Genomic DNA, 12,624 nt, shown 5'->3' with positions numbered 1-12,624 from the left:
ACCAACAACATCTCGGGGGCGTGGATCGGGTCGTTCTTCGTCAACGCCGAGAAATGGGCAGAGCTGCCGGACCACCTCAAGCAGATCGTAAACTCCGCGATCGAGGCAAGCCACACCTACCGCAACCAGTGGTACTGGGGCGGCGAGGCGCGCCTGCGTGCATCGGGCGAGAAGCTGGAGCTGACATCCGTACCGCAGGATGAATGGAAAGTGGTCGAGGAAGCGGCAGTGAAATTCTGGGACGAGATGGCGGAAGAAGGCGAAACCGCCGCCAAGATCGTGCAGATTTTCCGCGACTATAACAACGTCATCTCGAAAGCGGGCCCACCCTATACTTTCGGCTGATCCGGCTTTGACATCATGACCATCGGGGCGGCGCATCTGTGCCGCCCCCTCACATCAAAAGGGACGTTTGCAGATGGGCAACCTTACTTTCGACACGCTCAAGGACCTGGCCGCCAAAGGCGAGGTGGACACGGTGCTGGTGGCACTGGTGGACATGCAGGGCCGCCTGATGGGCAAGCGTTTTCACGTTACGAATTTCATCGACCATTCCCACGCGGAAACGCATTGCTGCAACTATCTGCTGGCAACCGATCTGGTGATGTCCACGCCCGAGGGCTTTGCCTCGACCAGCTGGGAAACCGGNTATGGCGACTATGTGCTGCGNCCNGATCTGTCGACCATGCGCCATGTGCCGTGGCTGGACAAAACCGTGCTGGTGCTTGGCGATGTGCTGGATCACCACACCCACGAACCTGTCTCCCATTCGCCGCGCGCCATGCTGAAAAAGCAGATCGCCCGTCTGGATGCGCTTGGCTTTGACGCGATGATGGCAACCGAGCTTGAGTTCTTTCTGTTCGAGGGCGACTACCGCACCTTGCAGAAAGAGAAATACGCCAACCTCGTGCCCCTGAACGGCCACAACGAAGACTACTGCCTGTTCCAGACCACGAAAGAGGAAAGCTTCCTCCAACCGCTGCGCAACCATCTGGTGGGGGCGGGGATTCCGGTCGAATGCACCAAGGGCGAGGCCGAGGTCGGCCAGCAAGAGCTTAACATCCGCTATGCCGATGCGCTGGCCTGTGCCGATCATCACACGATTTCGAAACAAGCGGTGAAAGAGATCGCCTATCAGCAGGGGTTCTCTGCCTCCTTCCTGCCCAAGTGGTCGGCGGATAAGGTGGGGTCGTCCAGCCACGTGCATATGTCGCTGTGGAAAGACGGCACGCCCGCGTTCTATGACAAGGACGCCAAGCTGGGCATGTCGCAGATGATGCAGCATTTCATGGCCGGTCTGATCGCCTATGCCCCTGATATCACCTATTTCTTCGCGCCCTATATCAACAGCTACAAACGCTTTGCCAAAGGCACCTTTGCGCCTACGAAAACCGTCTGGTCTGTCGATAACCGCACCGCGGGCTTCCGGCTGTGTGGCGATGGCACCAAGGGGATTCGCGTTGAATGTCGCATTGGCGGGTCTGACCTGAACCCCTATCTGGCGCAGGCTGTGCTGCTTGCGGCAGGGCTGAAGGGGATCGAGGAAAAGCTGCCTTTGCAAGAGCCGACGATGGGCGATGTCTACGAAGACGCCAACGTCACCGAAATCCCCCGCACCCTGCGTGCCGCAACCCAAACGCTGCGCAACTCTGCCATGCTGCGCGAGGCCCTTGGCGACGACGTGGTTGACCACTACACCCGCGCAGCCGAATGGGAGCAGGAGGAATACGACAAGGTCGTGACCGACTGGGAAATCAACCGCGGATTTGAGCGAGCATAAACCATGACAAACACTTTGAAATGTATCTCACCGATTGACGGATCGGTTTACCTTGAACGCCCTGTCCTGTCGCTGGATGCGGCACGCGATGTCTGCGCCCGCGCCAAGGCAGCACAAGGCGCATGGGCCGCGCGCCCCTTGTCCGAACGTGTCCAACTGGTGCGCGATGCCATTGCCGAGGTGGGCAAAACCACCGATCGTATGGCGCAGGAACTGGCGCATCAGATGGGCCGTCCCGTGCGTTATGGCGGCGAGTTTGGCGGCTTTGCCGAGCGCGGCAACTATATGGCCGACATCGCCGAAAAGGCGCTGGCCCCGACGATTGTCGAAGACAGCGACAAGGCCACCCGCAAGATCACCCGCGAGGCGCGCGGCGTTGTGCTGGTCGTGGCCCCGTGGAACTACCCCTATATGACGGCGATCAACACGGTCGCGCCAGCGCTGATCGCGGGGAATACCGTGGTGCTGAAACACGCCACCCAAACCCTGCAAGTGGGTGAACGTCTGGCCGAAGCTTTCCACGCCGCAGGCATCCCCGACGATGTCTTCCAGAACGTCTTTCTTGATCACGACACCACCTCGGCGCTGATCGCTGAACGGCAGTTCGGTTTCGTGAACTTCACCGGCTCGGTCGGGGGCGGCAAGGCGATGGAGGTNGCCGCCGCAGGCACCTTCACCCCCGTCGCGACGGAACTGGGGGGCAAAGACCCCGGCTATGTGCGCGCCGACGCGGATGTGGATGCCGCCGTTGACGGGCTGATGGATGGGGCGATGTTCAACGCGGGGCAGTGCTGCTGCGGGATCGAACGGATTTATGTGCACGAAAGCCTGTATGATGCCTTTGTCGAAAAGGCTGTGGCTTGGGTCAATGCGCTCAAGCTTGGCAACCCGCTTGAGGCGGATACCGATATCGGCCCCATGGCGAACGTCCGTTTCGCCGCCGAGGTCCGCGCCCAGATTTCCGAGGCCGTCGCCGCCGGTGCGACCGCGCTGATCGATACCTTTGAGGCGGATGACGGCGGNGCGTATCTCACGCCGCAGATCCTGACCAACGTCACCCACGACATGCNNGTGATGCGCGACGAAAGCTTTGGCCCNGTCGTGGGCATCATGCCCGTCAAGGACGACGCGGAAGCGATTGCGCTGATGAATGATTGCCAATTCGGCCTGACCGCCGCGATCTTTACCAAGGATGCGGATGCCGCCGATGCCATCGGCGCGCAGCTGGAAACCGGCACCGTGTTCATGAACCGCTGCGATTACCTTGATCCGGCCCTGTGCTGGACCGGCTGCAAGGACACAGGGCAGGGCGCGGGCCTGTCCGAGCTTGGCTATCAGGCGCTGACGCGCCCCAAATCTTACCACCTGAAAAAGGCTTGATCCTTATGGCACTGCAAAACAACTGGTCCTACCCCACCGCCATCCGCTTTGGCGCGGGCCGTATTTCTGAAATCGGAGAGGCCTGCGTGGCCACGGGGATGAAAAACCCCTTGCTGGTGACGGACAAGGGCCTTGCCTCGATGGAGATCACGACCCGCACGCTGGACCTGCTGGACGGCGCAGGCTTTGGCCGTGCGATGTTCTCGGAAGTGGACGCGAACCCGACCGAGCTGAACCTCGAGGCGGGGCTGAAGGTCTACCGCGAGGGCGGGCATGATGGCGTGATCGCCTTTGGCGGCGGCTCGGGGTTGGATCTGGGCAAAATGGTTGCCTTCATGGCGGGACAGTCGCGGCCTGTGTGGGATTACGAGGATGTGGGCGATTGGTGGACCCGCGCCGATGCCGATGCCATCGCGCCGATCATCGCCGTGCCGACCACGGCGGGCACCGGGTCCGAAGTGGGGCGCGCGTCGGTGCTGACCAACTCTGAAACCCATGTGAAAAAGATCATTTTCCACCCCAAAGTGCTGCCCAGCATCGTGATCTGCGACCCCGAGCTGACGGTGGGGATGCCCAAGCATATCACCGCAGGCACCGGCCTTGATGCCTTTGCCCATTGCGTCGAGGCGTTCAGCAGCCCGCATTACCACCCCATGTCGCANGGTATCGCGCTGGAGGGCATGCGGCTGGTCATCGACTATCTGCCGCGCGCCTATGCAGACGGCAACGACATNGAAGCGCGCGCGCAGCTNATGTCGGCGGCGGCGATGGGGGCGACGGCGTTCCAGAAGGGTCTGGGCGCGATNCACGCCATGAGCCACCCGATCGGCGCGGTGTTCAANACGCACCACGGCACCACCAATGCGGTCTGCATGCCCGCGGTGCTGGACCTGAACGAGCCTGAAATCCGCGANCGCTTTGACCGCGCGGCAGGGTATCTGGGGATCGACGGCGGCTATGACGGCTTCCGTGCCTTCGTGCAGGAGTTCAACGACAGCTTCGGTATCCCGCGCAAACTGTCGGAAATGGGCGTGAGCGCAGACCGGATCGACGATCTGGTCGCGATGGCGCTTGAAGACCCGTCTTGCGGTGGCAACCCTGTGACCTTGACCACCGAAAACCTGCGCAAGCTGTTCGAGGCGACAATCTAAACCTCCGTAGAAGGCCCAAAAGAAAACCACCCCCGACGGTCTACGTCGGAGGTGGTCTGCCGCACCGGGGGGACGGGCGGTGGGGCCCGCCGCGTTGGGGAACGCGGTCGGGCAAATCCAGCAGGGAACGAGGTAAGCCCGCTGGAAGACGCTTACGCTTTTTGATCGGCCAATGTGCCGATGGTGACCGTCCGCGTGACCTCTTTGCCCTTGTGCAGGACCATGACCTCGGCTTTGGCTTCCGGATCGGTTTCGGCCACAGCGCGGGTCAGGTCGCGCAGTTCCTTGATCTCTGTGTCGTNGAACGACAGGATGATATCACCTTTCTCAAGACCCGCTTTCTTGGCCGGGCTGTCATCGCCGATGGCTTCGATCACCGCCCCTTTCGGCGCGTCCAGCCCCAGCACNTGCGCGACCTCTGCCGTCATCGGNCGGATTTGAACGCCAAGCCAGCCGCGGGTGATTTCCCCGTCGTCNGACAGNTCGGCCACGATGTCCTGCACCAGATCGGATGGTACGGAAAAGCCGATNCCGACAGAGCCGCCATCAGGCGACAGGATCGCGGTGTTCACGCCAATCACNTCGCCCGCGTTATTGAACAGCGGCCCGCCNGAGTTGCCACGGTTGATCGCCGCATCGGTCTGGATAAAGTCATCATAGGGGCCNGCGTTGATATTGCGCGACTTNGCCGAGATGATGCCGGTNGTGACCGTGCCNCCCAGACCAAAGGGGTTGCCCATGGCGACCACCTCGTCGCCGACGCGCATGNNATCGGAAGACCCGAATTTCACCGCNGGAAGGTCCACATCCGCTTCGACCTTGAGCACGGCAATATCTGTCAGCACATCGCTGCCGACCACCTTGGCGTCAAAGCTGCGGCCATCGGCCAGCTTGACCTTGACCGTGTCNGCACCGGCGACAACGTGGTTGTTCGTCACGATCNNTCCGTCCTTGGACACGATAAAGCCCGANCCAAGCCCGTGCATCGGCTGTGCGCCAGCCGGTCCTTGCGGCATCAGNTGCTCAAAACGTTTGCGCAGTTCCTCTGGCATGCCTTCGGGCAGTTGCACCTGCGCGCTGGCCTGCTCTGCCGTGCCGGTCACCTCGATGAAGACAACAGCGGGTGAGATTTGTTCGACCAGATCGGCATAGCCGCCGGCGGGCACCGCCAGAGCCGCCGTCGGGGCAAGCGTCANGGCCGNGGTAGAGGCAAGGGCCGCTGCGAGCACAAAGGGTGCTGCGCGGCGGGGGGAGGAGAAAAGAGATGTCATGCGTGTTTCCTTCGTCTTTAGGGATGACACCCAAATGGCAGCCCATTCTAACAGCGGGTTTTTGCGGGCTATACAAATGTGTAAACTGGTCTCTCGCAGGTGGCAGCNCGCCCTATATCAGGTATCGAAGGATCAAAGCCGCAATGGACCATTGTATATGAAACTGCTTGTCGTCGAAGATGATGCNACCACCGGAACCTATATNGCGCGGGGGTTGCGCGAAGAAGGGCATACCGTTGATCTTGTCGCTGAAGGGCGCGAGGGGCTGATACAGGCGACCTCGGGGGCTTACGACGTGCTGATCGTCGACCGGATGTTGCCAGAGATCGACGGGCTGACGATGGTCAAGACCTTGCGTGGCGCGGGNAACCTGACGCCGGTGCTGTTTCTGACCGCCATGGGCAGCGTCGATGACCGTATCAGCGGGTTGAACGCAGGCGGCGACGACTATCTTGTCAAACCCTTCGCCTTTGGCGAGCTTTCGGCGCGNGTCACCGCNCTNGCNCGNCGNCCNCAAGCGATGGAGCAGGAAACCGTGCTGCGTGCAGGCGATCTTGAAATGCAACTGATCACCCGCAAGGTGACCCGCGCCGGACAGGAGATCGACCTGCTGCCCCGTGAATTCGCGCTGCTTGAACATCTGCTGCGTCGCAAGGGCAGGGTGCAGACCCGGACCATGTTGCTTGAAGCGGTCTGGGACATCAGCTTTGACCCGATGACCAACGTTGTCGAAACCCACATCAGCCGTTTGCGGGCCAAGGTGGACAAACCCTTTGACCGCGAGCTGATCCAGACCGTGCGCGGTGCCGGCTACCGGATCGACGGATGACCGCGCGGCTGGCGCAGCTATGGCGGTCCATGCCGGTGCGGTTGGCGCTGCTGCTGGTCTTGCTGTTCTCGACCGTCAGTCTGATGGGGTTGGCGGCCAGCTATGCGGTGACGCAGAATTCATTTGAAACCGCGATCCGTGCGGATCTTGAGCAGGATATCGCGGGCTTTCGCGCGGCCCCCAATGCCCGCGCCGTGGCCCTGCTGGTGGACGCTGAATCGCGCGACGCCGATCCCAGCCGCGTTGTGCTCAGCTATATCACCCCGTCGGGGCGTATCTATGGCAACGGGGCCATCGCGCGGGATGACGAAGGCTATCATATCGTGTCGCTGGCCGAGGGACGGGCCGAATATGACGGAGTCTACCTGTCGCTGACAACGCCGCTATATGGCGGGCAGTTGACCGTCGCCCGTAGCCGTGCACAGATCGAAGGGCTGCGCACGGTGTTCCTGAATATCCTGCTGATCAGCCTGCTGCCCACGGTGCTGGTCGCCCTGTCGGGCGGGCTTTATCTGGCGCGGCGCAGCAAGCGGCATGTGGATGTTATCGGACGCACGCTGGATGACCTGACGACCGGCGATCTTGCCGCGCGGGTGACCGTGTCGCCGGGGTGGGCCGATGATCTGCAACGTATCGGCAGCAAAGTGAACCAGATGGCAGGCGCACAAGAGGCGCAGACCCAGATGCTGCGGCAGGTATCGTCGGACATTGCCCATGACCTTAAGACGCCGATCCAGCGCGTCGCGGTGCATCTGGACGATCTGGCGCGCAGCCTGCCCGAAGACACGGACGAAGGCATCTTGCTGGCCAAAGCGCAGGAGGAAGTCGCGGGGATCGCTTCGGTCTTTCAATCGCTGCTACAGATCGCTTCGGTCGAGGCAGGGTCGCCCAAGACGCATTTCGCCTCTGTCGATCTGAACCAGCTTTGCGAGACCCTCACCGAAGTGTACGAGCCCGCCGCCGCAGCCAAGCAGCAGCGGTTGCACAGTGTCGTGCCCGACGCGCAAATCACCGTCTCGGGCGATAAGAACCTGTTGGGGCAGGTGATGTCGAACCTGCTGGAAAATGCCATGCGTCACACGCCCGAGGGGAGCGAGATCACCCTGACGCTTTCCCGTGCGCAGGGGCGGCCTGTGATCGAGGTCGCCGACAATGGCCCCGGCATCCCCGAAGACGCGCGCGACAAAGTGCTGCGCCGCTTGTACCGATTGGATGCCAGCCGCCACACGCCGGGCAACGGTCTGGGGCTCAGCCTTGTGGAGGGGGTGGTAAAACTGCACGGCGGGCAGATCGCGCTGCTGGACAACGCGCCGGGGCTTCTTGTGCGCATCACCCTATAGCACGCCCGTCTTCTGCGGCGATTTGAGCATGTGACTTATGGGGGGTGCAGCGCTATCTAGGGTGTAAGGGCCGAAACCCGTTGTTTTTGGCCATTCACTACGAGGTACGACATGCTTGATGGGTTTTCCGCCGAGGTTCTGGCACGGGTCCAATTCGCCTTTACCGTTTCGTTTCACATTATCTTTCCGGCGTTCTCGATCGGGTTGGCCAGCTTTCTGGCGGTGGTGAATGCGCTTTGGCTATGGACCAAGGACGAAACCTATCGGGTGCTCTTCGACTACTGGAAAAAGATCTTTGCCGTGGCCTTTGGCATGGGCGTCGTGTCGGGCATTGTGATGTCCTATCAATTCGGCACCAACTGGTCGGTCTTCTCTGACAAGGCGGGGCCGGTGGTCGGGCCGCTGATGGCCTATGAGGTGCTGTCGGCCTTCTTCCTAGAGGCCGGTTTTCTAGGCATCATGCTGTTTGGTCTGAAACGGGTCGGGCCAGGGCTGCATATGTTCGCAACGGCGATGGTTGCCTTTGGCACGTTGCTTTCGGCCACTTGGATCCTGTCGGTGAACAGCTGGATGCAGACCCCTGCGGGCTATGGCTTTAACGATGTGGGGCAGTTCATTCCACTGGATTGGTGGAAGATCGTCTTCAACCCGTCGTTCCCCTACCGTTTGCTGCATATGGTGCTGGCGGCTTATCTGACGACGGCGCTGGTTGTGGGCGCTGTGGGTGCGTGGCATTTGCTGAAGGACAATCAGGGGCCTGCGTCGCGGCGCATGTTCTCTATGGCGATGTGGATGCTGCTGCTGGTCACCCCCTTGCAGATCGCGGCAGGGGATTTCCACGGCATCAACACGCTAGAGCATCAGCCCGCCAAGGTCATGGCGATGGAGGGGCATTTCGACAGCCACCCCGACGGCGCGCCGCTGATCCTGTTCGGTATTCCCAATCAGGCAGAAAAACGGGTCGATTACGCTATCGAGGTGCCGAAACTGTCGTCGCTGATCCTCAAGCATGACCTGAACGCGCCGCTGGCCGGGCTGGACACGATCCCTGACGAGGACGAGCCGCCGGTTGCCATCGTCTTTTTCTCGTTCCGTGTGATGGTGGGTCTTGGTTTTGCCATGCTGGGCTTTGGCCTTTGGGGCGGGATCGCGCGCTGGCGCGGGACGCTGCACAGCTCGCGCTGGTTGCATCGGGCGGCGATTGTCATGGGTCCGATGGGCTTTGTTGCGGTGTTGGCCGGGTGGATCACGACCGAAGTCGGGCGTCAGCCCTTTACCGTCTACGGGCTGCTGCGCACCAGTGACAGCCTTGCGCCGGTCAGCGCGCCTGCGGTTGGTGCATCGTTGATTTCGTTCATCGTGGTCTATTTCTTCGTCTTCGGGGCGGGGGTGTTCTATATCCTCGGACTGATGCGCAAACGCCCCCATGTGGGCGCGCAAGGAGAGATCACCGACGGGCCGGTGCGGGCGGCGGGGACGACTCCGGTGGCGCAGGACAAGACCCAAGACATAGCAGCGTCAGAGTAGGAGACAGCAGATGTTTGGATTAGAGCTTTCGTTTATCTGGGCCGGCATCATCGCACTTGCGGTGCTGATCTATGTCATCCTCGACGGGTTCGACCTTGGGGTCGGGCTGTTGTTCCCGCTGTCCAAGGACGAGGGCGAACGCGATGTGATGATGAACTCTGTCGCGCCTATCTGGGACGGCAATGAAACTTGGCTGGTTCTGGGCGGCGGCGGTTTGTTCGCCGTCTTCCCGCTGGCCTATGCCACGGTGATGCCAGCGCTTTATATGCCGATCATCCTGATGCTGCTGGGGTTGGTCTTTCGCGGCGTCGCTTTCGAATACCGCTGGCGCACGGTGCGGGGCAAACATCTGTGGGACATCTCGTTCTTCGGGGGCTCGCTGGTGGCCTCCATGTGTCAGGGGATCGCGCTTGGCGCGCTGGTGCAGGGGATCGAGATCGAGAACCGCGCCTATGCCGGCGGCTGGTGGGACTGGCTGACGCCCTTCTCTGTCCTGACCGGTTTCGCGGTGACCGTCGGCTATGCGATGCTGGGCGCGACCTGGCTGAACATGAAGCTCGAGGGCCGTATTCAGGCGCATATGCGGCGGCTGGCCTGGCCCTTTGCCATCGCGACACTGGTGTTCATGGGGCTCGTCAGCCTTTGGACGCCCTTCCTGAATGACGCTTTCTTTGGCCGCTGGTTCGCCTTTCCGACCGCGATCTTCAGCTTTCTGGTGCCTGCCTTGGTGGCCGCAGCCGTCTATGGGCTGTTCCACGGGCTGCAACGCCATTGGGACGTGACGCCGTTCCTCTGCGCGCTGGCGCTGTTCGTGCTGGGNTTTATCGGGATCGGGATCAGCTTCTACCCCTATATCGTGCCTTCNTCCCTGACCATCGTCGAGGCCGCGGCACCNGANAGCAGNCTCAAGTTCGCCTTGGTCGGCACNTTGGTCCTGCTGCCGATGATCCTGTCTTACACGATCTATACCTACTGGGTGTTCCGCGGGAAGATCGACCCCGAAGAGGGTTACCACTGATGCGACGCAACTGGATGACACGCACCGGGTGGTTTGTCCTGATCTGGGTGCTGAGCGTCGCAGCGCTTGGGCTGGTGGCCTATGNGATCCGATTGATGATCATGCCCTNAGGGGGGNATGGCGGGGCCAGGCATCTGCCGTTGGGTAATTTAACAAGGGCCGGGGCAAGGGGGTTGCAAAGCCGCCAATGCTCTGGCCCTTTTGCGTGAAATAGCAAAAGGATCCCCCGATGCGCGCCATGCAAGTCACCGCCTATGACCAGCCCCTGTCCGAGCAAGAGCTGGAAATGCCCGTCCCCGCCGCTGGCGAAGTGTTGATCAAGGTCGATGCCTGCGGGTTGAACTTTGGTGACCTGCTGATGATCAAGGGGACCTATCAGCAAAAGCCGGATCTGCCCTTCACGCTGGGGATGGAGCTTTCGGGCAGCGTCGCCGCCGTGGGGGAGGGCGTGACCGATCTGGCCGTTGGTCAACGTATCGCAGCCTATAGCGGTCTGCTGGGGCTGGCCGAATATGCCGCCATTCCCGCCAATGTCTGCGTGCCGATCCCCGACGATATGCCGGCCGAGGATGCTGCGGCGTTTCTTGTGGCCTATGGCACCAGCCATGTGGCGTTGGACTATAAGGCGCGGCTGCAACCGGGGGAACGTCTGCTGGTGCTGGGGGCATCAGGCGGGGTCGGGCTGACAGCAGTAGAGCTGGGCAAGCTCATGGGGGCAGAGGTCATCGCCTGCGCCCGTGGTGCGGCCAAGCTGGAGATTTACCGCGCTGCCGGGGCCGACCATCTGATCGATTCGGAAACCGATGACATCCGCGAGGTGGTGAAATCCTTGGGCGGGGCAGATGTGGTCTATGACCCGATCGGCGGCGACCAGTTCAAGGCGGCGCTGCGGGCCTGCAACCCCGAGGCCCGCATCCTGCCGCTTGGGTTTGCCTCGGGCGAGGTGCCGCAGATCCCTGCCAATATACTGCTGGTCAAGAACATCGACGTGCTGGGTTTTTTCTGGGGCGGGTACAAGAACTTCAAACCGCAGGTGCTGACAGACAGCTTCAAGGTGCTGATCGACTGGTATAGCGCGGGCAAGCTGAAACCCCATGTGAGTCACGTGCTGCCGCTGGATCAAGCGAACGAAGCGCTGGATTTGCTGCGCACGCGCAAGGCGACGGGCAAGGTCATCGTACGGGTCAGCTAGGGTCTGCGTTTTATTGGCGATGTGGCGACTGTTGAGGTCTTTAGCGGCCCTATCGCAAAAGCTGGACCCGCGCGTTTGACCTTGGCGTTGCCAATTGATGTGCGCTAGGTTGTCGCAAAGCCATCAACGGAGAGCCCCCATGAAAATGTCAGAGACCCGCCAGATCGCAGCCAGCCCGGCAGAGGTATATGCCGCGCTGCTGGACCCTGACATGCTGATCAAATGCGTCCCCGGCGCGACCGAGGTGACCGGATCGCCGGAAGAAGGGTTCGAGGCGACCGTGGTGCAGAAGGTCGGCCCCGTCAAAGCCACGTTCAAGGGGCAGGTCACCATGACCGATATGGTGCCCGACCAGTCGATCAAGATCAGCGGCGAAGGCAAAGGCGGTGCTGCGGGCTTTGCCAAGGGTGAGGCGGACGTGACGCTGGCTGCTGTCGATGGCGGGACCGAGCTTTCCTATGACGTCGAGGCCAAGGTCGGCGGCAAGCTTGCACAGCTTGGCAGCCGGATCATCGACGGGTTTGCCAAAAAGATGGCGGACCAGTTCTTTAACAACCTGCAAGAAACGCTTGAGGGCCCAGCCGAGGATGCGCCGGCGGAAGCGGCAGAGGCAGCGGATGCACCAGCCGAGAAAAAGGGCTGGTTCGGCCGCAGCAAAAGCTGACGGGTAGGGCCTGTTCACTTTGGAATAATCAGTCTAGTTTCCGGCCAACAACACCGGAGACGCCCATGCCTGACATCGTAAAGATCACCGACCTGCGCAAGGCCTATGCAGATGGGTTCGAGGCGCTGAAAGGCGTGTCGCTGAACATCCGAGAGGGCGAAATCCTTGCCCTGCTTGGGCCCAATGGCGCAGGGAAAACAACACTTATTTCAACCATTTGCGGGATCACGACCGGCACGGGCGGTAGCGTCACTGTGGGCGGTTTCGACACGGTAGACGACTACCGCGGGCCGCGGTGGTGGCAAATTGACGACGAGCTGAGGCGGCCATATCCTGAGTAAATCCTGAGATAGCTGTGTAGAGTGAGCAGTCGGCGAGATTTGGGCACACAAAAGCGTGGCGTGCTGCGCCGACATAGCCCTTAGGCCTGTGCATGTCTCACTGTCAAAACACCGTGGCTCGCACGAGTGCT

11 protein-coding genes and 2 pseudogenes are annotated in these 12,624 nt (G+C 61.4%); 12 read left to right on the top strand and 1 reads right to left on the bottom strand.

Annotated elements, in window-relative coordinates; all coding sequences use genetic code 11:
- The 4 genes and pseudogenes from CBB63_RS14235 to CBB63_RS14220 all read left to right on the top strand — a co-directional run.
- Nucleotides 1–345: pseudogene (locus CBB63_RS14235) on the top strand (C4-dicarboxylate ABC transporter); the annotation flags it as partial.
- Between the two features lie 73 nt (nucleotides 346–418).
- The gene (locus CBB63_RS14230) at nucleotides 419–1,780 is read left to right on the top strand and encodes a glutamine synthetase family protein (RefSeq protein ID WP_005849725.1); all 1,362 of its coding nucleotides are present in this window, start codon (nucleotides 419–421) and stop codon (nucleotides 1,778–1,780) included.
- Nucleotides 1,781–1,783: 3 nt separating this feature from the next.
- A complete protein-coding gene (locus tag CBB63_RS14225) occupies nucleotides 1,784–3,160 on the top strand; it encodes an aldehyde dehydrogenase family protein (protein WP_286699617.1) in 1,377 nt (458 codons plus the stop codon).
- Between the two features lie 5 nt (nucleotides 3,161–3,165).
- A complete protein-coding gene (locus tag CBB63_RS14220) occupies nucleotides 3,166–4,311 on the top strand; it encodes an iron-containing alcohol dehydrogenase (protein ID WP_286699616.1) in 1,146 nt (381 codons plus the stop codon).
- A 152-nt stretch (nucleotides 4,312–4,463) separates the two neighbouring features.
- Here CBB63_RS14220 and CBB63_RS14215 read toward each other — a convergent pair whose 3' ends face one another.
- Nucleotides 4,464–5,582, bottom strand: coding sequence for a Do family serine endopeptidase (locus CBB63_RS14215; protein WP_286699615.1), 1,119 nt, complete (start codon nucleotides 5,580–5,582; stop codon nucleotides 4,464–4,466).
- Between the two features lie 157 nt (nucleotides 5,583–5,739).
- On the opposite strand from CBB63_RS14215, the gene CBB63_RS14210 reads away from it, so the two are divergent.
- From CBB63_RS14210 to CBB63_RS14180, 8 genes and pseudogenes are all read left to right on the top strand, one after another.
- Nucleotides 5,740–6,411 carry a winged helix-turn-helix domain-containing protein gene (locus CBB63_RS14210; protein WP_286699614.1) on the top strand — a complete coding sequence of 224 codons (672 nt, stop codon included), beginning with the start codon at nucleotides 5,740–5,742 and terminating at the stop codon, nucleotides 6,409–6,411.
- Nucleotides 6,408–7,751 (top strand): sensor histidine kinase, encoded by a 1,344-nt coding sequence (locus tag CBB63_RS14205; RefSeq protein ID WP_286699613.1) that lies wholly within the window; start codon nucleotides 6,408–6,410, stop codon nucleotides 7,749–7,751. The genes CBB63_RS14210 and CBB63_RS14205 overlap by 4 nt, the downstream gene beginning before the upstream one ends.
- A 111-nt stretch (nucleotides 7,752–7,862) precedes the next feature.
- Nucleotides 7,863–9,278, top strand: a complete 1,416-nt coding sequence (locus CBB63_RS14200) for a cytochrome ubiquinol oxidase subunit I (protein ID WP_037965991.1) — start codon at nucleotides 7,863–7,865, stop codon at nucleotides 9,276–9,278.
- A 10-nt stretch (nucleotides 9,279–9,288) separates the two neighbouring features.
- Complete coding sequence (cydB, locus tag CBB63_RS14195; RefSeq protein WP_286699612.1) at nucleotides 9,289–10,296, top strand: cytochrome d ubiquinol oxidase subunit II; 1,008 nt, start codon at nucleotides 9,289–9,291, stop codon at nucleotides 10,294–10,296.
- Entirely contained in the window at nucleotides 10,296–10,505 is a 210-nt protein-coding gene (locus CBB63_RS16370) for a DUF2474 family protein (protein WP_353744275.1), read from the top strand. Before cydB ends, CBB63_RS16370 begins: the two co-directional genes overlap by 1 nt.
- Before the next feature lie 20 nt (nucleotides 10,506–10,525).
- Nucleotides 10,526–11,488, top strand: coding sequence for an NADPH:quinone oxidoreductase family protein (locus CBB63_RS14190; protein WP_286699611.1), 963 nt, complete (start codon nucleotides 10,526–10,528; stop codon nucleotides 11,486–11,488).
- A gap of 139 nt (nucleotides 11,489–11,627) precedes the next feature.
- A complete protein-coding gene (locus CBB63_RS14185) occupies nucleotides 11,628–12,152 on the top strand; it encodes an SRPBCC family protein (protein WP_064215833.1) in 525 nt (174 codons plus the stop codon).
- 65 nt (nucleotides 12,153–12,217) lie between these two features.
- Nucleotides 12,218–12,448 (top strand): annotated as a pseudogene (locus CBB63_RS14180) (ATP-binding cassette domain-containing protein); the annotation flags it as partial.
- Nucleotides 12,449–12,624 lie beyond the last annotated feature (176 nt).

The sequence above is a fragment of the Sulfitobacter sp. TMED3 genome (assembly GCF_002167505.1).
In the GTDB taxonomy this organism is placed as follows: Bacteria; Pseudomonadota; Alphaproteobacteria; order Rhodobacterales; family Rhodobacteraceae; genus Sulfitobacter; species Sulfitobacter pontiacus.
The sequence above is the reverse complement of the archived record's forward strand: the minus strand, read 5'-3'. Positions and strand labels throughout refer to the sequence as shown.

Excerpts from the sequence above, each read along its gene's own strand:
- CBB63_RS14205 (WP_286699613.1), top strand. The coding sequence starts at position 6,408 with ATGACCGCGCGGCTGGCGCAGCTATGGCGGTCCATGCCGGTGCGGTTG.
- CBB63_RS14190 (WP_286699611.1), top strand. The coding sequence starts at position 10,526 with ATGCGCGCCATGCAAGTCACCGCCTATGACCAGCCCCTGTCCGAGCAA.
- CBB63_RS14200 (WP_037965991.1), top strand. The coding sequence starts at position 7,863 with ATGCTTGATGGGTTTTCCGCCGAGGTTCTGGCACGGGTCCAATTCGCC.
- CBB63_RS14185 (WP_064215833.1), top strand. The coding sequence starts at position 11,628 with ATGAAAATGTCAGAGACCCGCCAGATCGCAGCCAGCCCGGCAGAGGTA.